At 73.2% G+C, this 22,274-nt stretch carries 23 protein-coding genes, 1 tRNA gene and 1 pseudogene; 15 read left to right on the top strand and 10 right to left on the bottom strand.

Annotation, left to right across the window (positions count from 1 at the left end):
• The first annotated feature begins 14 nt into the window (after positions 1-14).
• On the top strand, positions 15-419 hold the full coding sequence (locus tag SLAV_RS25520) for an aggregation-promoting factor C-terminal-like domain-containing protein (RefSeq protein WP_100660961.1): 405 nt from the start codon (positions 15-17) through the stop codon (positions 417-419).
• Positions 420-544: 125 nt separating this feature from the next.
• On the opposite strand, the gene SLAV_RS25515 is transcribed toward SLAV_RS25520, so the two are convergent.
• Positions 545-1,714: a steroid 3-ketoacyl-CoA thiolase gene (locus SLAV_RS25515; RefSeq protein WP_030227290.1), complete on the bottom strand. Its 1,170-nt coding sequence runs from the start codon at positions 1,712-1,714 to the stop codon at positions 545-547.
• A gap of 262 nt (positions 1,715-1,976) precedes the next feature.
• Here SLAV_RS25515 and SLAV_RS25510 point away from each other — a divergent pair, with 262 nt between their 5' ends.
• Positions 1,977-3,221 (top strand): cytochrome P450, encoded by a 1,245-nt coding sequence (locus SLAV_RS25510; protein ID WP_030227289.1) that lies wholly within the window; start codon positions 1,977-1,979, stop codon positions 3,219-3,221.
• 351 nt (positions 3,222-3,572) lie between these two features.
• Here the strand turns inward: SLAV_RS25510 and SLAV_RS25505 are convergent, their stop codons facing one another.
• Positions 3,573-4,094, bottom strand: a complete 522-nt coding sequence (locus SLAV_RS25505) for a PaaI family thioesterase (protein WP_030227288.1) — start codon at positions 4,092-4,094, stop codon at positions 3,573-3,575.
• Positions 4,095-4,204: 110 nt separating this feature from the next.
• Between SLAV_RS25505 and SLAV_RS25500 the strand changes: the two genes are divergently transcribed.
• Entirely contained in the window at positions 4,205-5,194 is a 990-nt protein-coding gene (locus tag SLAV_RS25500; protein WP_051840493.1) for a GlxA family transcriptional regulator, read from the top strand.
• Here SLAV_RS25500 and SLAV_RS25495 read toward each other — a convergent pair.
• The gene (locus tag SLAV_RS25495) at positions 5,162-7,216 is read right to left on the bottom strand and encodes a bifunctional glycosyltransferase 87/phosphatase PAP2 family protein (protein ID WP_051840491.1); all 2,055 of its coding nucleotides are present in this window, start codon (positions 7,214-7,216) and stop codon (positions 5,162-5,164) included. The two genes, SLAV_RS25500 and SLAV_RS25495, sit on opposite strands and share 33 nt — an antisense overlap.
• Positions 7,217-7,511: 295 nt before the next feature.
• Here SLAV_RS25495 and SLAV_RS25490 point away from each other — a divergent pair, with 295 nt between their 5' ends.
• Positions 7,512-7,844, top strand: coding sequence for a hypothetical protein (locus SLAV_RS25490; RefSeq protein ID WP_030227283.1), 333 nt, complete (start codon positions 7,512-7,514; stop codon positions 7,842-7,844).
• A gap of 79 nt (positions 7,845-7,923) precedes the next feature.
• On the top strand, positions 7,924-8,265 hold the full coding sequence (locus SLAV_RS25485; protein WP_030227282.1) for an antibiotic biosynthesis monooxygenase family protein: 342 nt from the start codon (positions 7,924-7,926) through the stop codon (positions 8,263-8,265).
• Positions 8,266-8,353: 88 nt separating this feature from the next.
• On the opposite strand, the gene SLAV_RS25480 is transcribed toward SLAV_RS25485, so the two are convergent.
• Positions 8,354-8,749: a nuclear transport factor 2 family protein gene (locus tag SLAV_RS25480; protein WP_030227280.1), complete on the bottom strand. Its 396-nt coding sequence runs from the start codon at positions 8,747-8,749 to the stop codon at positions 8,354-8,356.
• Between the two features lie 128 nt (positions 8,750-8,877).
• Here SLAV_RS25480 and SLAV_RS25475 point away from each other — a divergent pair, with 128 nt between their 5' ends.
• Positions 8,878-9,393 (top strand): GNAT family N-acetyltransferase, encoded by a 516-nt coding sequence (locus SLAV_RS25475; RefSeq protein ID WP_051840490.1) that lies wholly within the window; start codon positions 8,878-8,880, stop codon positions 9,391-9,393.
• A 38-nt stretch (positions 9,394-9,431) separates the two neighbouring features.
• On the opposite strand, the gene SLAV_RS25470 is transcribed toward SLAV_RS25475, so the two are convergent.
• Positions 9,432-11,483, bottom strand: a complete 2,052-nt coding sequence (locus tag SLAV_RS25470; protein WP_030227275.1) for an MDR family MFS transporter — start codon at positions 11,481-11,483, stop codon at positions 9,432-9,434.
• A 369-nt stretch (positions 11,484-11,852) separates the two neighbouring features.
• Here SLAV_RS25470 and SLAV_RS25465 point away from each other — a divergent pair, with 369 nt between their 5' ends.
• Together SLAV_RS25465 and SLAV_RS25460 are read left to right on the top strand one after the other, a co-directional pair.
• Positions 11,853-12,575, top strand: a complete 723-nt coding sequence (locus SLAV_RS25465) for a peptidoglycan-binding domain-containing protein (protein ID WP_158740547.1) — start codon at positions 11,853-11,855, stop codon at positions 12,573-12,575.
• A gap of 132 nt (positions 12,576-12,707) precedes the next feature.
• The gene (locus SLAV_RS25460) at positions 12,708-13,391 is read left to right on the top strand and encodes an HAD-IA family hydrolase (RefSeq protein WP_030227265.1); all 684 of its coding nucleotides are present in this window, start codon (positions 12,708-12,710) and stop codon (positions 13,389-13,391) included.
• 226 nt (positions 13,392-13,617) lie between these two features.
• Here SLAV_RS25460 and SLAV_RS25455 read toward each other — a convergent pair.
• Both SLAV_RS25455 and SLAV_RS25445 read right to left on the bottom strand, forming a co-directional pair.
• A pseudogene (locus SLAV_RS25455) lies at positions 13,618-14,137 on the bottom strand (DinB family protein).
• Between the two features lie 163 nt (positions 14,138-14,300).
• Entirely contained in the window at positions 14,301-14,882 is a 582-nt protein-coding gene (locus SLAV_RS25445) for a TMEM165/GDT1 family protein (RefSeq protein ID WP_030227262.1), read from the bottom strand.
• Positions 14,883-15,389: 507 nt separating this feature from the next.
• Between SLAV_RS25445 and SLAV_RS25440 the strand changes: the two genes are divergently transcribed.
• From SLAV_RS25440 to SLAV_RS25420, 5 genes are all read left to right on the top strand, one after another.
• Positions 15,390-16,043, top strand: a complete 654-nt coding sequence (locus tag SLAV_RS25440; RefSeq protein ID WP_030227260.1) for an HNH endonuclease family protein — start codon at positions 15,390-15,392, stop codon at positions 16,041-16,043.
• Positions 16,044-16,140: 97 nt separating this feature from the next.
• Positions 16,141-17,844, top strand: coding sequence for an alkaline phosphatase D family protein (locus tag SLAV_RS25435; RefSeq protein WP_051840486.1), 1,704 nt, complete (start codon positions 16,141-16,143; stop codon positions 17,842-17,844).
• A 142-nt stretch (positions 17,845-17,986) separates the two neighbouring features.
• Positions 17,987-18,598, top strand: a complete 612-nt coding sequence (locus SLAV_RS25430; protein WP_030227255.1) for a DedA family protein — start codon at positions 17,987-17,989, stop codon at positions 18,596-18,598.
• A gap of 9 nt (positions 18,599-18,607) precedes the next feature.
• The gene (locus SLAV_RS25425; protein WP_051840484.1) at positions 18,608-19,618 is read left to right on the top strand and encodes a sigma-70 family RNA polymerase sigma factor; all 1,011 of its coding nucleotides are present in this window, start codon (positions 18,608-18,610) and stop codon (positions 19,616-19,618) included.
• 150 nt (positions 19,619-19,768) lie between these two features.
• Entirely contained in the window at positions 19,769-20,263 is a 495-nt protein-coding gene (locus SLAV_RS25420; protein ID WP_030227251.1) for a hypothetical protein, read from the top strand.
• A 24-nt stretch (positions 20,264-20,287) separates the two neighbouring features.
• Here the strand turns inward: SLAV_RS25420 and SLAV_RS25415 are convergent, their stop codons facing one another.
• Positions 20,288-20,512, bottom strand: coding sequence for a DUF2277 domain-containing protein (locus SLAV_RS25415; protein WP_030227249.1), 225 nt, complete (start codon positions 20,510-20,512; stop codon positions 20,288-20,290).
• Between the two features lie 7 nt (positions 20,513-20,519).
• Positions 20,520-21,167 (bottom strand): TRADD-N-associated membrane domain-containing protein, encoded by a 648-nt coding sequence (locus SLAV_RS25410; protein ID WP_078950175.1) that lies wholly within the window; start codon positions 21,165-21,167, stop codon positions 20,520-20,522.
• A gap of 102 nt (positions 21,168-21,269) precedes the next feature.
• On the opposite strand from SLAV_RS25410, the gene SLAV_RS43685 reads away from it, so the two are divergent.
• The gene (locus tag SLAV_RS43685) at positions 21,270-21,344 is read left to right on the top strand and encodes a 50S ribosomal protein bL37 (protein ID WP_100661309.1); all 75 of its coding nucleotides are present in this window, start codon (positions 21,270-21,272) and stop codon (positions 21,342-21,344) included.
• A gap of 196 nt (positions 21,345-21,540) precedes the next feature.
• The gene (locus SLAV_RS25400) at positions 21,541-22,011 is read left to right on the top strand and encodes a hypothetical protein (RefSeq protein ID WP_341869030.1); all 471 of its coding nucleotides are present in this window, start codon (positions 21,541-21,543) and stop codon (positions 22,009-22,011) included.
• Between the two features lie 125 nt (positions 22,012-22,136).
• On the opposite strand, the gene SLAV_RS25395 is transcribed toward SLAV_RS25400, so the two are convergent.
• Positions 22,137-22,211 (bottom strand) — tRNA-Val (locus tag SLAV_RS25395).
• Positions 22,212-22,274: the final 63 nt, after the last annotated feature.

Genomic DNA, 22,274 nt, shown 5'->3' with positions numbered 1-22,274 from the left:
GGAAGGTTCCCTCCGTGTCCAACGCCGTCATCCGCCGCATCGCCGCTTCGAAGAAGACCCTCGCGGGTACCGTCCTCGCCCTGGGTGTCGCCGGCTCGATGCTGGCCACCGTTCCCGCGCAGGCCGCCCCGATGAGCGCCAAGGCGATCGCCCAGCAGATGATCAAGGACCCGGCGCAGTTCGCGGCCTTCGACAAGATCGTCTCCCACGAGAGCGGCTGGGACTTCACCGCCACCAACGCCTCCTCGGGCGCCTACGGCCTGGTCCAGGCCCTGCCGGCCTCGAAGATGGCCTCCGCGGGCTCGGACTGGAAGTCCAACCCGGCCACCCAGATCAAGTGGGGCCTGGACTACATGAACTCCCGCTACGGCAGCCCCGTCGGCGCCTGGAACTTCTGGCAGAACAACCACTGGTACTAAACCACCCGTGGACCGCGCACAGCGCACCGAAGACACACGAAGGCCCCGGTGGCCGGCCTCCCCAGGTCCGGCCGGACGGGGCCTTTCGCGTCCCATCCCACGGGGTCGGTGGGCGCCCGCGGGACTCACAGGCGCTGGATGATCGTTCCGGTCGCCAGCGCCCCTCCCGCGCACATGGTGATCAGGGCGAACTCCTTGTCGCGCCGCTCCAGCTCGTGCAGCGCGGTGGTGATCAGCCGGGCGCCCGTGGCGCCGACGGGGTGGCCGAGCGCGATGCCGCCGCCGTTGACGTTGACCTTCTCCAGGTCCTGGTCGAAGACCTGGGCCCAGCTGAGGACGACGGAGGCGAACGCCTCGTTGATCTCGACGAGGTCGATGTCGCGCAGGGACATCCCGGCCTTGCCCAGCACGGCCCGCGTCGCGTCGATCGGCCCGTCCAGGTGGTAGTGCGGATCGGCGCCGACCAGGGTCTGGGCGACGATCCGGGCGCGCGGCTTGAGCTTGAGGGCGCGGGCCATCTTGCGGGAGGCCCACATCACGGCGGCGGCCCCGTCGGAGATCTGTGAGGAGTTCCCGGCGGTGTGCACGGCGGTCGGCATGACCGGCTTGAGCCGGGCCAGACCCTCCATGCTGGTGTCGCGCAGCCCCTCGTCCCGGTCGACCAGCCGCCACATGCCCTGCCCGGCCGCCTGCTCGGCCTCGGTGGTCGGCACCTGGACGGCGAAGGTCTCGCGCTTGAAGCGCTCCTCGGCCCAGGCGGTGGCGGCCCGCTCCTGGGAGAGGACGCCGAGGCGGTCGACGTCCTCGCGGGTCAGCCCGCGCCGTCGGGCGATCCGCTCGGCGGCCTCGAACTGGTTCGGGAGGTCGACGTTCCACTCGTCGGGGAAGGGCTTGCCCGGACCGTGCTTGGATCCGGAGCCCAGCGGGACCCGGCTCATGGCCTCGACCCCGCAGGCTATGCCGATGTCCATGACCCCGCCGGAGATCATGTTGGCGACCATGTGGTTGGCCTGCTGGGAGCTGCCGCACTGGCAGTCCACCGTCGTCGCGGCGGTCTCGTAGGGCAGCCCCATGGCGAGCCAGGCGTTGCGGGCCGGGTTCATCGACTGCTCGCCGGCGTGGGTGACGGTGCCGCCGACGATCTGCTCGACGCAGTCGGGCTGGATCGCGGTACGGGCGAGGAGCTCGCGGTAGGTCTCGCCGAGGAGGTAGGCGGGATGGAGGTTGGCCAGGGCGCCCCCGCGTTTCCCGATGGGGGTGCGTACGGCTTCGACGATGACGGGTTCCGCGGCCATGAGCTCGTCCTCTCCTGCACATCCTGTACAGCGCCAGCGCGGCGGGCCGTCCCGGCGCCCCGCCTGAACTAGTACGCGTTCTAGTTCTCCCCCGCAGTCTTATGACCCGAACCCCCGGCACGCAAGGGTCGTGCACGCGGCTTACACGGATTCCACACGCAACAGGTGGCGCGAGAGGCCTTGTTACTTCTAGAACTCGTTACTACCTTCGAGCCAACTTCTGATGGGCCGTCAGACCCTCGTCAGACCTTGGAGTCGCCCGATGCCCTGCCCCGCGCTTCCCGACGGCTTCGACGCCACCGACCCCGACCTCCTCCACGACCGCGTCCCCCTGCCGGAGTTCGCGCAGCTGCGGCGGACCGCTCCGGTGTGGTGGTGCCCGCAACGGCGGGGCGTCACCGGCTTCGACGACGAGGGCTACTGGGCCGTCACCCGGCACGCGGACGTCAAGTACGTCTCCACGCACCCGGAGCTGTTCTCCTCCACCACCAATACGGCGATCATCCGCTTCAACGAGCACATCCAGCGCGAGCAGATAGATGCCCAGCGCCTGATCATGCTGAACATGGACCCGCCGGAACACACCCGCGTACGCCAGATCGTGCAGCGGGGCTTCACCCCCCGGGCCATCCGCGGCCTGGAGACGGCCCTGCGCGACCGGGCCCGGAAGATCGCCGAGGAGGCCGTGGCCGCCTCCGCCGACGGCAGCTTCGACTTCGTCACCCAAGTGGCCTGCGAACTCCCGCTCCAGGCGATCGCCGAACTGATCGGCGTCCCGCAGGAGGACCGGGCCCGGATCTTCGACTGGTCGAACAAGATGGTCGCCTACGACGACCCCGAGTACGCGATCACCGAGGAGGTCGGCGCCAACGCCGCCGTCGAGCTGATCGGCTACGCGATGAACCTGGCCGCCGCGCGCAAGGAGTGCCCGGCCAAGGACATCGTCAGCCAGCTCGTGGCGGCCGAGGGCGAGGGCAACCTGCGCTCCGACGAGTTCGGCTTCTTCGTGCTGCTGCTGGCGGTCGCCGGGAACGAGACCACCCGCAACGCCATCAGCCACGGCATGCACGCCTTCCTCACCCACCCCGAACAGTGGGAGCTGTACAAGGCCACCCGGCCGGCGACGGCCGCGGAGGAGATCGTGCGCTGGGCCACCCCCGTCGTCTCCTTCCAGCGCACCGCCACCCGGGACACCGAGCTGGGCGGCCAGAAGATCAAGGCGGGCGACCGGGTGGGGATGTTCTACTCCTCCGCCAACCACGACCCCGAGGTCTTCGAGGACCCCGACGTCTTCGACATCACCCGCGACCCGAACCCCCACCTCGGCTTCGGCGGCGGCGGCCCGCACTTCTGCCTCGGCAAGTCCCTCGCCGTCATGGAGATCGACCTGATCTTCAACGCCCTGGCCGACGCCCTCCCCGACCTGCGCCTGGCCGCCGACGGCCCGCGGCGGCTGCGCGCGGCCTGGCTCAACGGCATCAAGGAGCTCCGGGTCAGCTCCCGTTGACCCGTGATCCAGGGCGGCAGGGACCGTCCACCTTCCACGCCCCGGCCCCTGCCGTCCGCCGGTCGCCGTGCGGGACACCGCGCCCGAGTGGCGGGATCCCCGCGGCTGCCCGATCCTGAAGGACGCGGCGATCCACCGAAGGGGCGCCGGGGCACCACTGCCCCGGCGCCCCTTCGGCCCGTTGCGGGCACGGCTCCGGGCCGTTGCGGGCACGGCTCCGGGCCGTTGCGGGCGCGGCTCCGGCCCGTTGCGGGCGCCGCTTCGGGCCGTTGCGGGCGCCGCTCGCCGGCAGGGCGGGGGCGGGGGCCGGGTCGGGTGCGGTACCCGCCGGGGCCTTTCCGGGGGCCGGGGTCAGGTCGTGCGCAGGATCGCGCAGGTCGTCGTACCGTGCGCGTAGAGCTTGCCGTCGAGGGTGCCCACGACGCGCGCCTCCGCGGTGGCCGTCGTCCGGCCGACGTGCAGGGCGGTCCCCTCGCAGCGCAGCGGCGGGGTGTCCGCCAGCACCGGGCGGATCATGTGCACGCCCAGCTGGACCGTGGTGTAGGCGGTACCGGCCGGGAGCCGCGTCATCACCGCGGAGCCGAGCGCCGAGTCCAGCAGGGTGGCGAGGAACCCGCCGTGGACCGTGCCCATCGGGTTCAGCAGGTGGTCGCCCGGGTCGCCCTCGAAGACGGCGAAGCCCTCCCCCACGTCGGTCAGGCGGAAACCCAGCGTGCTCATCATCGAGGCCGCGGGCAGCGTGCCCTTCAGGGCCGCCGTCAGGACGTCCAGACCGCTCATGCCCAGGATCTCCGGGGTGGGTTCGGGCCGCGGCCGCCAGGTGTGGGTCCGGGTGCGCCCGCCCTCGGCGGTGGCGTTCTCGTACGTGGTCATGGCACCGACCCTAGGCACCCCCGCGGCGCGCGCACGAGTGACGGATCCGGCAGCATCCGCATCACTTCCGACAGCACCCGTCCGGGCCCGGCGACCGTAGGCTGACCCCCGTGAAAATCGCCGTACTGGCCCTCGACGGGGTCTTCGACTCCGGGATCTCGGCCGTCCTGGACGTACTGCACTGCGCGAACGCCCTGCGCGGGCAACTCGCCGGAGCCGCGCCCCCGGCGTTCGAGATCCACACCGTCGGCGTGCGCCGGCGGGTCCGTACGGGGCTCGGGCACCGGATCGACACCGAACCCGCCTCCACCGCGCTCGACGCCGGTCTCCTCGTGCTGCCCGCCCTCATGGAGCGCCGCCCCGCGGCCCTGCTGGAAACGGTGGCCTCGCCCGCGCACCGCTCCGCGCGCCGGCTGCTCGCCGGGGCCCGCGAGCGCCGCACCCCGCTCGCCTCCTCCTGTACGGGAACGTTCCTGCTCGCGGAGTCCGGAGTGCTGGACGGGCTGCGGGCCACGACGAGCTGGTGGCTCGCTCCCGTCTTCCGCGACCGCTACCGCCGGGTGACGCTGGAGGAGGCCCGGATGGTCACGACCTCGGACGGGGTCACCACGGCGGGCGCCGCGTTCAGCCACCTCGACCTGGCGCTGTCCGTCGTCGGGATGCGCAGCCCGGCCCTGGCCGACCTCGTGCGGCACTACCTGGTGGTGGACGACCGGGCCTCGCAGGCCGCGTACGCGATCCCCGGCGCGATGGCCCGTCACGACCCGCTGGTCGCCGCCTTCGAGCAGTGGGCGCGGGCCCGGATCGCCGAACCCCTGTCCATCGCCGAAGCCGCCCGCGACCTGGGCGTCAGCGAGCGCACCCTCCAGCGCACGATGGCCCGCACCCTCGGCTGCTCCCCGATCCGCCTGGTCCAGGACCTGCGCGTGGAACAGGCCGAACACCTGCTGCGCACCACCGCGCTGCCGCTCGCGGCGGTGGCCCGGCGGGTCGGGTACGAGAGCCCGGGCCCGCTGCGCGCGCTGCTGCGCCGCCGCTCGGGGGGCGGGCCGGGGCGGCGCCCGGTCTCAGGCGCGCCCCGAGCGGGCGGGTGCGCGTAGCGGCCGCCCGGCCTCCGCCTCGGCCTCCGCGCGCTGTCCCGGCAGGGGCAGGCTGACCTGGACCCCGCGCGGCCCGGACAGCAGGTGGACCAGCCCGAACCCGGCGCCGACGACCAGCGCGCCGCCGACCGCGTCCAGGACCCAGTGGTTCGCGGTGGCCACGATCGCGCAGACCGTGATCAGCGGGTGGAGCGCGCCGAGCAGCTTCTGCCAACCCCTGGGCGCGAGCACCACGATCACCGTCCCGCACCACAGCGACCAGCCGAAGTGCAGCGAGGGCATCGCCGCGTACTGGTTGGAGATCGCGGTCATCGCCCCGTACGAGGGGTTCGCGAGGTCCTGGACGCCGTGCACGGTGTCGACGAAACCGAGGTCCGGCATGAGCCGCGGCGGGGCCAGCGGGTACAGCCAGAAGCCGGCCAGGGCGATCACGGTGGCGAGCCCCAGCGAGGCCCGCGCCCAGCGGTAGTCCCCCGGGCTGCGCCGGTACAGGACGGCGAGGACGGCCAGCGGCACCACGAAGTGGAAGGAGGTGTAGTAGAAGTTGAAGAACGCCTCCAGCCAGGGCGTGTCCACCACGGCCCGGTTGACGGCGCGTTCGATGTCGATGCCGAGTGCCTGCTCGATCGCGTGGATCCGGCCGCCGTTGGCCTCGGCGACGGACCGGCTCGCGGGGGCGGCGGCCCGGATGTGCGAGTAGAGCGAGTAGCCGACCCGTATCAGCAGCAGCTCCAGCAGCAGGTTGGGGCGGGAGAGCGCCTTGCGCCAGAACGGCAACAGCGGGACGCGCGGGAACCGCGTGGCGGCGGGCCGCCCGTAGAGCGTGGGCACGGGCTCGCGCCAGTACGGGGACGAGCGCGGCAGGAACGGCACGGCGCAGGCCGCCGCGAGGGCCGCGAGGAGCGGCACGTTGTCCCGTACGGGGGCCAGCGCGGCCATGTTGGGCAGCAGCACGGCGCTCGGCAGGGTCATCGCGAGCACCACGGCCACCGGCCACACCCGCCGGTCGGCGGCCCGCTCGCCCACCCGGCCGGCCACGGCGAGCAGCACCCACAGCATCTGGTGGCGCCACCCGTCCGGGGACACGGCGACGGCGACGCAGCCGGTGACGGCGACGGCGAGCAGCAGCTGGCCGTCGCGGGCGTAGCGGGCCGCGCGGCGCAGGCCGACGCAGGCGACCGCGGCGGCGAGGGCGGCGTAGAGGACGATCTCGGTGGGGCCGCTGAGGCCGAGGCGCAGCAGGGCGCCGTGGAGGGACTGGTTGGCGGGCCCGTCGGGGGCGCCGCCGAGGCCGGAGCCGGCGAGGTGCTCGACCCAGTACGTCCACGAGTCGCGCGGCAGTGACGCCCAGGACAGCGCGGTGGCTCCGGCGAAGGTCAGGGCGGCTGCCTGGGCGGTGGGGCGGCGTCCGGTCAGCCACAGCAGCGGGGCGAACAGCAGCAGGGCCGGCTGGAGGGCCGCGGCGAGCCCGACGAGGAACCCGGCGGGGCGCTCCCCGGGCACCCGGAAGAACGCGAGCAGCACCAGCAGCACGGGCAGCACGGCGGCCTGACCGGGCGAGGCGGCCTCGCGGACGGGCAGCGAGACCATCATCAGCGCGACCAGCACGGGCGCGGCGAGCAGGGCGGTGCGCCGGGGGACGGGGTCGGGCAGGCCGCGTGCGGCGACGAGCCCGATCGCGGCGACGGACAGCAGGGTCACGCAGGTCCAGGCCACTTCCAGGGAGGGCGTGGCCAGGCCGACCAGCGGTTTGAGGACGAGTCCGGCGAAGGGGGTGCCGGTGAACCGGCCGGCGTCGTAGAGCGTGCCGGGCAGGCCGCCGGGGGCGCCGGGGAGGTGCAGGCCGCTGAGCCACTCGCCGGGCGGCACGCTCAGTACGGCGGCGGCCTGCCTGACGCCGAGCACGGCCGCCAGCGCCCACAGCAGGAGGCGCGCGGCCCCGAGTCTGCCGCTGTCGGCGCCGCTACCGCCTATGACCCCGGCATGTCCGTCGGCCCCGCCGTGCTCCGCCGCGTCAGCCACGCCTCGCCGTCCTCCCGCCCCTGTCGACCGCAACCTCGACTTCACCCGACCGCCGCGCCCGATGCACCGGATCCCTGCCGGGCACGACGATATCCCCCGCGGGTTCTCCGGGGCGGCGTGCCCGGGCATCGCGAAGGGAGAGCGGCTTCCGGAGCGGGATTGATGCTCCCCACCCATTGGGCGAATGGCCGAACGATTTTCCTTGCCGCGTTCGAGTGAAGGGGATATCGAGACGAGAACTGACGTGTGAACGTGGAGCCGCCCGAACACCACCCATCAGGAACGGATTCAATTTATGCATATCCGCCACGCGCTCTCACGCCTCGCCAGGATCGGTCTCACCGTCGGCGCGGCGGCCGTGCTCGCCACGGGCCTGGCCACCAACGCGCAGGCCGCCACGGGCTCGATCCGGTATTTCGACGTCAACCAGAACGAATTCCGGATCGTCAACCCACCGGACAACGTCTGTCTCGCCCTCCAGGTCCGGGCGGATCTGATCGTCGACGAGACGGACAAGAGGATGACCATCTACCTCGGCACGGCCTGCCAGACCCGCGTCACCACGATCGGCCCCGGGGAGGGCCGGTCGCATATCGGTGGCCCCCAGTCGGTCCGGATCATCGGCTGAACCGGCGGATGTAGGAGACTGCTCGCACGTGGTCAAGGCCAGGCGCGGTGCCCGGCCCGTGTTCCCTGAGAGGTGTCTTGTGCCCAGCGTGGTAAAGATCAACGCACTGACCGTCCCCGCCGACCAGCGGGAAGTCCTGGAGCAGCGCTTCGCCTCGCGGGCGGGGGCCGTGGAGGGTTCGGACGGCTTCGAGTGGTTCGAGCTGCTCCGGCCGATCGAGGGCACCGACCAGTACCTCGTGTACACGCGCTGGCGCTCCGAGGAGGACTTCCAGGCGTGGATGGAGGGGCCGATGAAGGCCGCGCACCAGGGTGGCGCGGGTGCCGGGGCCGGCGGCGGCGAGCGGCCGAAGCCCGCGGCCTCCGGGTCCCAGGTGTGGTCGTTCGAGGTCGTGCAGCAGGCGGCTCCGAAGCAGGCGTGATGCTGTGATCCGCCGCTGACGTGCGTGGGACCCGGGGCGGCGTGCCTCCTCGGGCCCCACGGGGATCCGCCCTTGCGGGACAAGGGGCTCAGCTCCAGAAGGCGTCGCTCTCGTCGATGTCCTGGGTGCACTGGTCGATGTCGGTGATCTTGCCGCCGACGATGGTGAAGAAGAGGCCCTCGTGGATCTCGATGCCCCGGTCGCCGCGGTCGCCCTGGGCCATGTGGAAGGCCATCGCATGGCCCCGGCCGTCGACCAGGACCCTCTCCAGGCGGACCCGGAAGGTGCCGTTGGTCTCCTCGCCGAGGCGCCGGTAGAGGTCGAGGACGGCCTCGCGGCCCTTGTGGTGCCCTGCCAGGGGGCTGCTGCCGGGCATGTGGTGGATGACGTCGGCCGTCATCAGGGTGCCCAGGGTGTCCATGTCGCCCTTGCCGAAGGCCTCGTAGCCGCGGCGGATCAGGGCACAGTCCGGATGCTCCGACATACCGTTCACATCCTCCGTCGACGCGGTCCCCCGCCACCCGCCAGTCCTATTTACACCTTTCCTCATCATCGGCCCGTGGCTGTGGATATTCCACGCGGGGAGGGCGGGAGACGCTCCACACTGACGCCATGGACAAGAACCTGATCATCGAAGCGCCGGCCACCACCGGGTGGGAGGTCACGGCGGAGCCCTTCGGCACGCCGGATGCCACCGCCCTGCGCCGCGCCTACTACGCGGAGGTCGCCGGACGGTACTGGGACCGGCCTGCCACCGAGGCCGAGGTCGACGAGGGGCTGGCGGACGATCCGGCCGACGCCCTCGTCCCGCCCACGGGGCAGTTCGTGGTCGGCCGGCTCGACGGGCGGCCCCTGGCCTGCGGCGGCATACGCCTGCTCGACCCGGCCACCGCCGAGCTCACGCGGGTCTACGTCGACCCGAGGGCCCGCGGCACCGGCGGCGGGGCGGCCCTGCTCGGCGCGCTGGAGGAGGAGGCCCGTGCGCTGGGCGCGGGGCGGGTGCGCCTGGACACCCGCAGTGACCTGGTGGAGGCCCGCGCCCTGTACGCGCGTCACGGGTACCGCGAGATACCGGCGTACAACTCCGGGCCGTACGCCCAGCACTGGTTCGAGAAGCCCCTGGGCTGAGCCGCCGCGGCACCGGCCCGGGGACGCGTACGGGCCCGTCAGGGGGCGGCGTGGTCCCGGCGCGGAAGGGTGTCGTAGGGCTCCTCGGCGTCGGAGCCGCACAGCTCCCGGTTGATCTCCTCGACGAGTTCGGTCAGGTCGGTGGGGCGCTCGGGGCCCCACCAGTCGCCCAGCAGCTCGGCGAGGGACTCCTGCCGGGCGGCGGCGAGCCGGGCCGCGGCCTCCCGTCCCCGGTCGGTCAGGACCAGCGAGACGCCCTCGCGGACCGCGAGGCGGCGTTCCTCGGTCTGGCGGCCGGCGTCGGTGATGGCCTTGAGGGGTATGCCGGTGCGTTCCGCGAGTTCGGCCGGGTCGGCGGAGCCGTACTTGTTGATCCGCAGCAGCAGCCAGCTGGCGGCGGGGAGCAGGTCGTAGCCCGCCTTGTCGGTGATCTTCTCGTAGACGTGGCGGCGGCCCTCACGGCTGCCCAGCACGCACAGCGCGCGGGCGACCTCGTCGCGTGAGGAGCGCTCGACGGGGTTGGAGGCGAGGGTCTCCGTCACGTCGGGCGCGGTGACGGAGCCGCGGAGCTTGTCCTCCTTCAGGAACCAGGAGATCACGAAGGCGACCAGCACCACGGGTACGGCGTAGAGGAAGACGTCGGTGATGGCCGTGGAGTAGGCGTCGAGCACGGTGGGCCGCAGGTTCGCCGGGAGCGCGCCGATGGCCCGCGGGTCCGCCTCCAGTTGCTGCACGCTCGCCCCGGAGGGCAGGGGGACCCCGGCGAGGGCGGCGGTGAGCTGGTCGCCGAGCCGGTTGGTGAAGATCGTGCCGAAGATGGCGACGCCGAAGGAAGCGCCGATGGAGCGGAAGAAGGTGGCACCGGAGGTGGCGACGCCGAGGTCCTCGTAGCCGACCGAGTTCTGCACGACGAGGACGAGGACCTGCATGACCAGACCGAGGCCCGCGCCGAAGACGAAGAAGGAGGCGCCCATCTGCCAGTCGGAGCTGGTGCGTTCCAGCTGGTGCAGGAGCAGCAGTCCGATCGCGGTGACACCGGTGCCGGCAATCGGGAAGACCTTCCACCGCCCGGTGCGGCTGACGATCTGACCGGAGACGGTGGAGGCGATCAGGAGGCCGAAGACCATCGGCAGCATGTGGACGCCCGACATGGTCGGCGAGACGCCCCGCACGATCTGGAGGAAGGTCGGCAGGTAGACCATCGCGCCGAACATCGCGAAACCGACGATGAAACTGATCACCGAGCAGAGGGTGAAGGTGCGGATGCGGAACAGCTTCAGCGGCAGCACGGGTTCGGCGGCCCGCCGCTCGACGAGGACGAAGGCGACGAGGAGCACCGCGCCGAGGACGGCGAGTCCGATGATCTGGCTCGACGCCCAGGCCCAGGTGGTGCCGCCGAGGGAGGCGACCAGCACGAGGCAGGTCGCGACGGAGGCGATGAGCGCGGTGCCGAGGTAGTCGATGGTGTGCTTCGAGGAACGGGCCGGGATCCGCAGGACCGCGGCGATGACGACGAGGGCGACAAGCCCGATGGGGAGGTTGATGTAGAAGACCCACCGCCAGGTCAGGTGGTCCACGAACAGGCCGCCCAGCAGCGGCCCCAGGACGCTGGTCGCACCGAAGACGGCGCCGAAGAGACCCTGGTACTTGCCGCGTTCGCGCGGCGGGACGATGTCACCGACGATCGCCATCGAGAGCACCATCAGCCCGCCTCCGCCGAGTCCCTGGAGGGCGCGGAACCCGATGAGCTGGGGCATGTTCTGGGCGAGGCCGCAGAGCGCGGAGCCGATCAGGAAGAGCACGATGGCGTACTGGAAGAGCTTCTTGCGCCCGTACTGGTCGCCGAGCTTGCCCCACAGTGGGGTGGCCGCGGTGGAGGCCAGCATGTAGGCGGTGACCACCCAGGACAGGTGCTCCATGCCGCCCAGCTCGCTGACGATGGTGGGCAGCGCGGTGGAGACGATGGTCTGGTCGAGGGCGGCGATCAGCAGGCCCAGCAGGAGGGCTCCGATCGATACGAGCACCTCCCGGGAGGCGTGCTCGGCACCGGGACCGGGTTCCACGGTCGAAGCGGTGACATCCTGGGCCATCGGGTCCTCCTCAGGCAGGATCGGCACCATCCATCCTGAGCGGTGTGTCCGGTTATGGCCTGTCGGGCGGGTTGGGGCGGACCGGCGGGGTCTGCATAATCGCTGGCAGTGGCCACGGGAGGGGTAGCAGTGAGCGCTGAGCGCTGTCCGAATTGCGGCGCCGTACGCGCCGAATGCACATGCATGCCGAACGGATCCTTCGACCCGCTCCGCATCCGCCCCTACGCCCCCCGGCCGACTCCGGCCCCGGCCCCGGCCCCCTCGGATTGGGGTGGACCGGGAGCGGTGGGCCCGTACGCGTCGACGCCGGAAGGTGCCGCGGGTGCCGGTTTCGGGGGCGGGTCGACCCCGGAGGCGGCGACCGAGCTCATGGCCGCGGTACCGGCGGCCCAGGCGGGCCCGCCCACCGCTCCGGAGCCGAACACACCCGCCTACGGCATACCCGTACCACCGCCGGCCGAGCAGACGGTGCAGCTGAGCCCCGTCGTCCCGCACCCGCGCCGCACGGGCTCCACCCGGCGCAACCGGCTGCGGATACCGCTGATCGCGGGCGGTGGCGTACTGGCCGCCGGCGCGGTGGCGCTGTCACTCGGAGTGCTCACGGGCTCCGGGAAGGGCGACGCCGTCCTGCTGGACCCCGGTCCGTCGGCGCCCGCCGTCAGCGTCGCCCCGGTGGGGCCGTCGGACGGGCCGACCGGGGCGACACCGTCCCCCTCCGCGTCGGCGTCGCCCAGCGCGAGCGCCACCGCGTCGCGCTCCGCGTCCCCGTCCGCCTCGGCCAGCCCGAGTCCCACCGCGTCCCGCTCGTCGGCCGCGGCGCCGGCCCCGTCGGCGACCACCAGCCGCCCCGCCACTCCCGCTCCCCCGCCGCCGCCGGCCAAGCCCGCGACCCTGCGCTCCGGGGACTCCGGCCCCGAGGTGGAGAAACTCCAGCGCCTCCTCGCGGCCCAGGGCCTGTACCGGGGCCGCTTCGACGGCCGCTACGGGCACTCCGTGGAGCGGGCCGTGGACGACTTCCAGTTCTACAACGACATCAACGAGGACCCGCCGGGCGTCTACGGTCCGGCGACCCGGCGGGCCCTGGAGGGATAAGTCACTCCGCGCGCGGTGGCGCGCACCCTCCCCCGTTTTGTATCGTGTAGGAACAAAGTGGTTCCGTCCTCAATCCCTGACCGGTGGACGGAACCACTTGTTCTCTTTTCCCGCCCCGTCTGGAGTCCTCCGATGCCGGCCAGCACGACCACCACCCCCGTCGTCCTCACCACCCGGGCCCTGCTCCTGGACATGGACGGCACCATCGTCAACTCGGACGCGGTGGTCGAGCGCTGCTGGCGGGAGTGGGCGGTGTCCCACGGGCTGGATCCACAGGAGGCCCTCAAGGTGGTCCACGGCCGCCAGGGCTACGCCACGATGGCCGTCCTGCTGCCCGAGCGCCCGATGGAGCTCAACCACGCCGAGAACAAGGTGATGCTCGCCCGCGAGACGGCCGACACCGACGGCGTGGTCCCCGTCGGGGGCGCCGAGGAGTTCATGGCGTCGATCGCCGGGCTCCCGCACGCCCTCGTCACCTCGGCCGACGCCGCCCTGGCGGCGGCCCGGATGACGGCGGCCGCGCTGCCGATGCCGGCCGTCCGCGTCACCGCCGAATCCGTCGGGGCCAGCAAGCCCGACCCCGAGGGGTTCCTCAAGGGCGCGGCCGAGCTGGGCGCGGACCCGGCCGACTGCGTGGTCTTCGAGGACTCCGGCGCCGGCATCGCCGCGGGCCTGGCGGCCGGCATGCGCGTGATCGGCGTCGGCCCGCGCGCGGCGGCGTACGGCCCGACGGCCCACGTCCCCGACCTGACCTCGGTCCGCGTCGAGGCGGACGAGGACGGCACGATCCGCCTCACCCTCACCCCGACCACCTGACCCGCGGCCCGACCACCTGACCCGGGACCGGGGCACCTCACCCGAGACCGGGTCGGGCGACCCGGCCCGGGCACCCGAAGCCGAGGCGCCCCGACGCGATGGCGCCCGGCGCCCGGCGCCGGAGCAGAAACCAAGGCGCCCGACGCAGGGGCGCCCCACACACGGGGACGCGGCGCAGAGCGCCCACCGCGAGCCGGCGGCAAACCGGCGCCACGACGACTCCGCGCTACTGGCCGACGCGCCCGTCGATCCGCTCCCGCAGCAGGTCCGCGTGGCCGTTGTGGCGGGCGTACTCCTCGATCATGTGCACCAGCACCTCACGCAGTTCGGTCGGCTCGCCACCGTCGTCACCGGTGACGCCCAGGTCGGGGGCCTCCGCTACGAGCCGCTCCGCGAAGGCGACCTCCGCCCGCCAGGTGGCCCAGGCCTCCGCCACCACCGCCTGGTCGCCACGGCACCCGTGAACTCCCCGTCCGGCTCCTGCTCCGAGCGGTAGTGGCGGCGGATCCCCTCGCCGGCCATGACCCCCTGAACCACCTCTGTTCCACGCCCGCGAGGTGGCGTACGAGGCCCAGCAGCGACAGGTCCGAGGGCTCCACCGCCCGGCGGGCCATCGCCCCGGCGTCGAGCCCGGAGCACTTCAGCTCCAGGGTGATCCGCCGGTCGCGCAGGTAACCGGCCAGGAGGGCCCGCTCGCCCCGGAACCCGCCGTCGGACCGGGTGTCCTCGTCGGGACTCACGAACATGTTGGACCACCCGAAACCCGGGCCGGCCGAGGACGGGGGCGCGGACACGGGCACGGGCGGGGAAGCCGGCGCGGGCGCGGGCGCGGTGGAGGTCACGCCCGCAAGCGTGCCCGCGGCCCCGGGCCCCCACAAGCGGGTTTCCCGGGCCGCGAGGGGACTCCGCTCAGCCCGCGACCGCCTCGTACAGCGAGAACACCGCCAGCGCCGCCATGACGGCAGCCGCGATCTTGGTGATGAGCCGCAGCGGCACGTACTTCATCAGGGTGCGCCCCCCGAGGATGCCGATGCCCGCGACCGCCCACAGCGCCAGCACCGCGCCGAGGCCGACGGAGACCGGGTTGTCGTACCGGGCCGCGAGGTTGGCGGTCATGATCTGGGTCAGGTCACCGAACTCGGCCACCAGGATCAGCATGAAGCCGGCCCCCGAGACCTTCCAGAAGGACTGGTCTGCGGGCGCCTTGACCTCCTCGTCCCCGTCGTCCTTCTTCAGGAGCAGCATGGCCGCGCCGGCGAGGAAGAGGACACCCACCACGGCCTGCACCAGCCGGTGCGGCAGCAGCGTGAGCACGCTGCCCGCGGCGATGGCGAGCGCCACGTGCACGGCGAAGGCTGCGGCGACGCCCGCGAAGACGTAGGAGGCGCGGTAGCGGGTGCCGAGCATCAGACCGGCGAGGGCCGTCTTGTCCGGGAGCTCGGCGAGGAAGACGACGCCGAAGGCGATCGCCATGACGGTGAAGCTGAACACGGGGTGAGACCTCTATCGGACGGGCAGGACGCCATCGGGACCGAGAGACCTGGGGTGTTTCAGGGGTCGCTTCGGCTCGGCGGCGCCCTGGGGTGCGTAAACGCTGACAGGACACTGCGGCCGAAGGTCTCGCTGGCCGACCGCTGACGCGGCCCGCCTCCGGGCGCCGGCTGGGACGACCCAGCAGTATGTCGACGGTCCGGCGAAGAGCTACTCCCCTTCTGCTCCGTCCAGGGTACGCGACGGCCACCACCGGCCACCCCTGCCCGGAATGTGAGCTTGGACCCACTCCACCCCGCTCCACACCCCACGCTTGGCCGGATTTCCAACTCCCCTTTGGCCGGGGATCGTTGCCGCCCTTGATGTGACGTGCTCATGTCGGCAACCTGTCACCTGGCGCCCGTCCCCGCGACACCTGGCGCCGCCAGCATGGCCGCGCCCCACCGGGGCGGAACGGCCACCACCCCCCGCACCCAGGGAGCCCCCATGGCCCTCGCTTCTCTTCGCATGCCCTCTTTCTACGCGCGTCGCATAGGCCGCGCGGGGATCCTCGCGTCCGCCGTCGCCCTCGCCTCGCTCACCTCGCTCGTGAACGCCCCGGCCGCCCTTGCCTCCCCGCCCACCCCGATCAGCGCGGCCGCGGCCCGGAGCTACCTGGCCACGGTGACCCCCGCTCCGGAGGGCTCCCTCAGCGGCTACAGCCGCGCCCAGTTCCCGCACTGGAGCACGGTCTCCGGAACCTGTAACACCCGCGAGACGGTCCTCAAGCGCGACGGCGTCAACGTCGTCACCGACTCCGCCTGCGCCGCCGTCAGCGGCAGCTGGTACTCGGAGTACGACGGCGCCACCTGGACCGCCGCGTCCGACGTGGACATCGACCACATGGTGCCGCTCGCCGAGGCCTGGCGTTCGGGCGCCAACTCCTGGACCACCGAACGCCGTCAGCAGTTCGCCAACGACCTCACCCGCCCGCAGCTCATCGCCGTCACGGACAACGTCAACCAGGCCAAGGGCGACCTCGACCCCGGCAAGTGGCTGCCCCCGCGCACCGCGTACCGCTGCACCTACGCCCGGATGTGGGTGCAGGTGAAGCAGTACTGGGGTCTGAGCATGGACAGCGGGGAGAAGACGGCCCTGGTGAACCTCCTGAACGGCTGCTGACCCGGGTTTCACCCCCGCTCTCCCCCGCCAGGGGGAGGCCAGGCGCACCCTCCGCCCCGTACCGTGATCGAAAGGGGTATGGAGGAGGGGGAGTTCCATGGCCGGACTGCGTCTTGGGCCACTGCTGCGCCACGTCGACTGGGACACGGGCGGCGCCGCCACGATATGGGTCGAGGCGGACCGCCCGTGCACGGCCGTGGTGCGGTGCGCCGACGGGTCCGGCGGCAGCGCCCGGACCTTCCAGATCTGCGGCCACCACTACGCGCTGGTCCCGGTCACCGGCCTGACCCCGGGCACGACCACGGCCTACGAGGTGCTCCTCGACGGAGCCCTCGTCTGGCCGGCGACCGGGAGCGGCTTCCCCGCGAGCACGATCGCCACCCCGGCGGTGGGCGGCCGGACCGGACGGCCCTCACCGGGGCTCCGGGTCACCTTCGGCTCCTGCCGGCAGGCCGCCCCGCCCGCCGGCCGGCGCGGACCGCACGGCGCCGACGCCCTCGACACCCTCGCGGCCCGGCTCGCCGCCGACCCCGGAGCGCCCAGACCCGATCTCCTCCTGCTGCTGGGCGACCAGGTCTACGCCGACCAGCTGTCGCGGGAGACCCGGCGGTGGCTCGCGGCCCGCCGGGACCTGCGCGAGGCGCCGGGCGCACAGGTCGCGGACTACGAGGAGTACACCCGGCTCTACTACGAGTCCTGGCTCGACCCCGAGATCCGCTGGCTGCTGTCGACGGTCCCGAGCCTGCACGTGTTCGACGACCACGACGTCATAGACGACTGGAACACCAGCGAGTCCTGGCTGGCGGAGATGCGGGCGACCCCGTGGTGGCAGGAGCGGGTGCTCAGCGGGCTCATGTCGTACTGGGTGCACCAGCACCTGGGCAACCTCTCCCCCGCCGAACTCGCGGCGGACCCCCTGTACGCGGCGGTGCGCGCCAGCCCGGACGGCACCGACGCCCTGCGCTCCTTCGCGGCCGGGGCGGACGCCGATCCGGCTTCGGTGCGCTGGAGTTACCGGCGGGACTTCGGCCGGACCCGGCTGCTGATGGTGGACACCCGGGCGGCCCGGGTGCTCGCCGAGGACGGGCGGGCCATGCTCGACCCGGCCGAACAGGCCTGGCTGCGGGAGAACGCCCTCGCCGGGCACGGGGAGTACGACCACCTGCTGATCGGCTCCTCGCTGCCGTGGCTGATGCCCCCGCTGATACACGACGCGGAAGTGTGGAACGCCGCGCTGTGCCGGGGAGAGCGCGGGGCGCGGTGGGCACGGATCGGCGAGGACCTGCGGCGGCGCGCCGATCTGGAGCACTGGGCGGCGTTCCCCGCGTCGTTCGCGGCGCTGAGCGACCTCGTCGAGGAGGTGGGGACGGGACCGAAGGCCCCGGCGACGGTGTGCGTCCTGTCCGGGGACGTCCATCACGCGTACGTGGCCGAGCCCCGAATACCCAGTACGGCCCGCGTGTTCCAGCTGACCTGCTCGCCGGTGCACAACTCCATCCACACGCTGATCAAGTGGGGGTTCCGGCTGGGCTGGTCGCGAGCCGGCCGGTGGCTGGGGCGCGGCTTCTCCCGGCACGGGCGGACGGGCCGGCCGCCGCTGAGCTGGCGGCGTACGGGCGGCCCGTGGTTCGGCAACCAGCTGATGACGCTGGCCCTCTCGGGCCGCAGCGCCCGGCTGCGCCTGGAGCAGGCCCGCCCGGGGCGAGGGAATGCGGCCGGGGCGGCCCGGCTGGTGACGGTCCTGGACCGGCAGCTCACCGAACCGGGCTGGGCGGACCCGGCGACGGAGGGTTCCGGCTGACCCTGCCGTGCGGCGGCGGACGTGACGGACGCGGCGGCCCCCGGGCTCGTCCGGCCCCCCGCCGGGCGTACGCTGTATGGCTGTCAAGCCGCCCCTGCCGCTCCCCGCGACGACGCGGCGCTTCGGACTGGGGAGTCCCGCTGTGCTCGAAACGCTGGGGTCGTTGACCTCAAGCCCATGGATCTACGTCGTGGTCGCGGTGTCCATCGTGCTCGACGTGTTCCTGCCGGTGCTGCCGAGCGGGATGCTGGTGATCACGGCCGCGGCAGCGGCGGCGGCCGCCGGTCCTCCGCCGCGGGTGCCCGACATCACGGCCCTGCTGGTCATCGCGGCGACGGCCTCGGTCCTGGGCGACCTGGCGGCGTACCGGCTGGCCCGGCTGGGCGGGGCCCGCCTGGACCGGGCCATCGCCCGCTCCCGCAGGCTGACCCGGGCTCACGAACGCCTGGGTACGGCCCTGTCCCGGGGCGGCGGCGCCTTGGTGGTGATCGCCCGTTTCGCACCCGCCGGCCGCTCGGTGGTCTCGCTGGGCGCGGGCCGGACCCAGCGCAAGGTGACGGAGTTCCTGCCCTGGTCGGTGCTGGCGGGCATCACCTGGGCGGGCTACAGCGTGTCGCTGGGCTACTTCGGCACCCAGTGGCTGGGCACCGCCTGGCTCGGTACGGCGGTCTCCCTGATCGCCCTGTTCGCGGCGGGCTCCCTGGCCGCCTTCCTCGTCCGCCGCCCACCCGAGGCCACGGCGCCCGCCACGTAGGAGACGCACATGACGGACCCGGACGCTCCCGGAACCGGCACCCCGCCGGGCCGCGAGGCGGTGACGGCCCGGATCGAAGGGCACCGGCGGGAACTGACGGGCTACTGCTACCGGATGCTGGGTTCGGCGTTCGAGGCGGAGGACGCCGTGCAGGAGACCATGGTCCGCGCCTGGCGCGGCGCCGGCCGGTTCGACGGCCGTGCCTCGCTGCGGACGTGGCTCTACCGCATCGCCACGAACGTCTGCCTGGACGCACTGGCCGGCCGCGAACGCCGGGCCCGTCCGATGGACCTCTGTGCCCCGGCCGTCGGCGCCACCTCGCCGGGCGGCGCGCTGGACGCCTCCGTGTGGATCGAGCCCTTCCCCGGGGGCCCCGCGGCCGCGGCCGTCGACCCGGCGGAGGCGGCCGTGACCGGCGAGTCCGTCCGGTTGGCCTTCGTAGCGGCGTTGCAGCACCTGGCGCCCCGGCAGCGCGCCGTCCTGCTCCTGCGCGAGGTCCTCGGCTTCTCGGCGCGCGAGGTCGCCGACGTCCAGGGCTCGACCGTCGCCTCCGTGAACAGCGCGCTGCAACGCGCCCGGGCCGTGCTCGCCGCCCGGCACTGCGAGGGCGTGGACGGCGCCCCGTCCGCACCCGTTCCCGAAGCCACCCGGCGGGCCCTCGCCGACCGGTACGCCGCGGCGTTCTCCGGCTTCGACATGGAGGCCCTCTCCATGCTGCTGCACGTGGACGCCACCCTGTCCCTGGCCCCCCACACCCTGTGGATGCGGGGCTCCGAGGAGATCCGGGCGTGGCTGGCCGGCCCCGCCGTCGGCTGCCGGGGCTCCCGGCTGGTCCCGACCACGGCGAACGGTTCGCCCGCCTTCGGCCAGTACCGCCGCCGGGCCGACGGCACGGGCTTCGACCCCTGGGCGCTCCAGGTCGTCGAGGTGTCGGGGGACGCGGTCACCGACATCAGCGTCTTCCGTGACACCGAGCGGCTGTTCCCCCTCTTCGGTCTGCCCCCTCACCTCGACGCGTAGGCCGGGTGGGGCAGCCGGTCACCCGTTCACCCTGCAGCGATCGCCGCGTCCCGGCGGGGCTTCTAGCGTCCAGAGCACGGCGCGCATCCGATTCCGCGTCACGTCCGTGCCCTGGCCGCGCCGTTTCGAGGAGCCCGAGGAGTTCTCTCCATGTCCCCCACACGCATCCGGTACCGCCTGGCGGGCGTCGCTGTCGCGACACTCGCCGTCGCTGCCGTCACACCCGTCGTTCCCGTCTCCGCCGCCCCCTCCGCCACCGTCTCCCCCGGGACCGTCGCCCCGGGCGGGCGCGTCAGCCTCAACGTCGAGGGCTGCGGCACCAAGACCGGCCGGGCCACCTCCCGGGCGTTCGGCAACGTCACGCTGACCCCGGGCAACCTGGAGGCGACCAACCTCTTCGGCGCCGCCACCGTCTACCGCGACGCCCCCACCGGTTCCCACCCCGTCACCTTCGAGTGCGGTGGCACGGGCGGCCGCCGCATCACCGTCACCCTGCAGGTCGCCCCCGGGGCCGCGCGCGGCGGGCTCGGCGGCAGCGTCGAGTCGATGAGCACCGGGCAGGTGGCCCTGGGCGGCACCCTCGCGGCGAGCGCGCTCTGCGCCGGCATCTGGATCCTGCGCCGGCGCACGGCACGGACCGGCTGACCGGCGCGGCGCGCCCCCCGGCCCCTACACCGCGGCGGACTGCCCGCGCACCCGCACCCCGTCGAGCAGCAGCCTGGTCGCCTCCGCGACGGCGTCCACGGCCGCCTCGAACACCTCCCGGTTGTGCGCGGCGGGCGCCCGGAACCCGGACACCTTCCGTACGTACTGGAGCGCGGCGGCGCGGATCTCCTCCTCGGTGGCCTTCTCGGGGATGGCGGGCGGGCGCAGGGTCTTAATGGAGCGGCACATACCTCCACTATGGCGCGGAGGGCGGCAGCTCGGCCCCGGAAAGCTTCATGATCAGCCCGGCCTGGAGCCGGCCCCGCAGCCCCGGGTCGGCGACCTCCTCCAGCAGGCCGATCGCCTGCTGCGTGCTCTCGGCGGCCCTGCGGTCCTCGCGCAGGGCCGCGCTCTGCGCGGTCATGTGCCGCAGCGCGAGGTCGGCCCGCCGGTGGAACAGCTGGCCGACGAGGGTGACGACCAGCCCGACGGAGCTGGTCACCACCCCGATGTACGCGTCCCCGGCGCTCTCCGCCTTCCACACCGCGAGCCCGACCCCGAACAGCAGCACCGCCGCACCGATCCCCGCGAACCGCTGGCTGGTCACGAAGCTGCTGCGGGCCTGCGCCAGCCCGTAGGCGTAGTACTCGACGAGGATCGGGGTGAAGTCGTCGCGCCGGTCCCCCGGCTCGGCCGTCCCGCCCCGCCCGGCGTCCACGAGCCGGGGATCCGCCTCACCGTCCCCGGGTCCGGCGGCGCCGAGCCCCGCGAGCAGCCGCGCCCGCTCCGCGTCCCGCCGCGCCTCGAACCCACGGGCCCTGCGCCACTCGCCCCACCCGGCCCCGATGCCCACCATCACGATCCCGGCCCCCCAGACCCACGCCCCGTCCACGGCCACGCCCATCACCCCCGCGATGAGATCCCCGCCCCGTCGTGCGGGAAACCCACCCGGGACCTAGACTGACGAACGCCCGAAATGTCCGTACCGGGGGATGAGGGAGAGACCATGGCCAAGCGAGGAAACAAGCGCCGCGCCCGCAAGAAGAAGAAGGCCAACCACGGCAAGCGCCCCAACGCCTGACCCGACTCCCCCGCCCGGACCCCACAACGGGCGGCCACCCAAAAAGCCCCCCACCCCACACGGCGGGGGGCTTCTCCACACCCCCGGCCCCACCCTGAGTACCGGCATCCTGCCCCCCCCAACCCACCCGGTCCGGAACAGTAGGCACATGCGCAAAGGCCCGCGGATACCCGCTCCCCACCTACTGTCGATCCCGTTGCAGGCCGCAGCCGCGGTCGCGGCCTGGGCCGCCTGGCTGGGCTGGGACCAGCACCGCGACGTACACCCCGACGGCTCGGAAACCGGCCCGTACGCGGCGTGGCAGGTGATCGGACTCGGACTGACCCTGCTGGCCCTGACGTACTGGGCAGCCTCCCGGGGACACTCGACGGCGGCCGTACTCGGCACCACCACCGGCCTGACCGCCGCCGCCTCCTACGACTGGTCGGACGACGCGAGCGGCCTCTACATGATCGGAGTCTCCCTCCTCACCCTCACCACCCTGACCACCACCACCGCCCTCACCCTCGCCCTCACCACCTCAAGACGCAGGCCCCCACCCCCAGAGGGGACTGACCCACCGCCCAACGCGCTCACCAGCGCCAGGGCCACTACAGAGCCGCCGCCTACGCCCTCCCGGGCGCAGTGGCCCTCAGCTCGCGCGGGGATCTACGAGGCATCCGCCTGATGTGACGTCACCGGCCGATCACAGCGCCCACGCCACACCGACCCGCCCCGGAAAACCGCGTACCCGCATCGCCCGCGCACCGACGCCGAAGGCCCCCAACCATGATCGGTTGGGGGCCTTCGCACTGGTGGGCGCGGACGGTTTCGAACCGCCGACATCTGCTTTGTAAGAGCAGCGCTCTACCCCTGAGCTACGCACCCGTGGACGAGTGGACAGCCTACATGGAGGGCGCACCCCCCACGCAAACCCGTTCCCGTGGGAGA

It is taken from the genome of Streptomyces lavendulae subsp. lavendulae, assembly GCF_002803845.1.
Taxonomy (GTDB): Bacteria; Actinomycetota; Actinomycetes; order Streptomycetales; family Streptomycetaceae; genus Streptomyces; species Streptomyces lavendulae.
This window is presented reverse-complemented; position numbering and strand designations above follow the sequence as displayed.

Bases quoted from the DNA above. Each gene is read 5' to 3' on its own strand.
- SLAV_RS25515 (WP_030227290.1), bottom strand. From the start codon at position 1,714: ATGGCCGCGGAACCCGTCATCGTCGAAGCCGTACGCACCCCCATCGGG.
- SLAV_RS25510 (WP_030227289.1), top strand. From the start codon at position 1,977: ATGCCCTGCCCCGCGCTTCCCGACGGCTTCGACGCCACCGACCCCGAC.
- SLAV_RS25505 (WP_030227288.1), bottom strand. From the start codon at position 4,094: ATGACCACGTACGAGAACGCCACCGCCGAGGGCGGGCGCACCCGGACC.
- SLAV_RS25490 (WP_030227283.1), top strand. From the start codon at position 7,512: ATGCATATCCGCCACGCGCTCTCACGCCTCGCCAGGATCGGTCTCACC.
- SLAV_RS25480 (WP_030227280.1), bottom strand. From the start codon at position 8,749: ATGTCGGAGCATCCGGACTGTGCCCTGATCCGCCGCGGCTACGAGGCC.
- SLAV_RS25475 (WP_051840490.1), top strand. From the start codon at position 8,878: ATGGACAAGAACCTGATCATCGAAGCGCCGGCCACCACCGGGTGGGAG.
- SLAV_RS25470 (WP_030227275.1), bottom strand. From the start codon at position 11,483: ATGGCCCAGGATGTCACCGCTTCGACCGTGGAACCCGGTCCCGGTGCC.
- SLAV_RS25465 (WP_158740547.1), top strand. From the start codon at position 11,853: ATGGCCGCGGTACCGGCGGCCCAGGCGGGCCCGCCCACCGCTCCGGAG.
- SLAV_RS25460 (WP_030227265.1), top strand. From the start codon at position 12,708: ATGCCGGCCAGCACGACCACCACCCCCGTCGTCCTCACCACCCGGGCC.
- SLAV_RS25440 (WP_030227260.1), top strand. From the start codon at position 15,390: ATGCCCTCTTTCTACGCGCGTCGCATAGGCCGCGCGGGGATCCTCGCG.
- SLAV_RS25435 (WP_051840486.1), top strand. From the start codon at position 16,141: ATGGCCGGACTGCGTCTTGGGCCACTGCTGCGCCACGTCGACTGGGAC.
- SLAV_RS25425 (WP_051840484.1), top strand. From the start codon at position 18,608: ATGACGGACCCGGACGCTCCCGGAACCGGCACCCCGCCGGGCCGCGAG.
- SLAV_RS25420 (WP_030227251.1), top strand. From the start codon at position 19,769: ATGTCCCCCACACGCATCCGGTACCGCCTGGCGGGCGTCGCTGTCGCG.
- SLAV_RS25415 (WP_030227249.1), bottom strand. From the start codon at position 20,512: ATGTGCCGCTCCATTAAGACCCTGCGCCCGCCCGCCATCCCCGAGAAG.
- SLAV_RS25410 (WP_078950175.1), bottom strand. From the start codon at position 21,167: ATGGGCGTGGCCGTGGACGGGGCGTGGGTCTGGGGGGCCGGGATCGTG.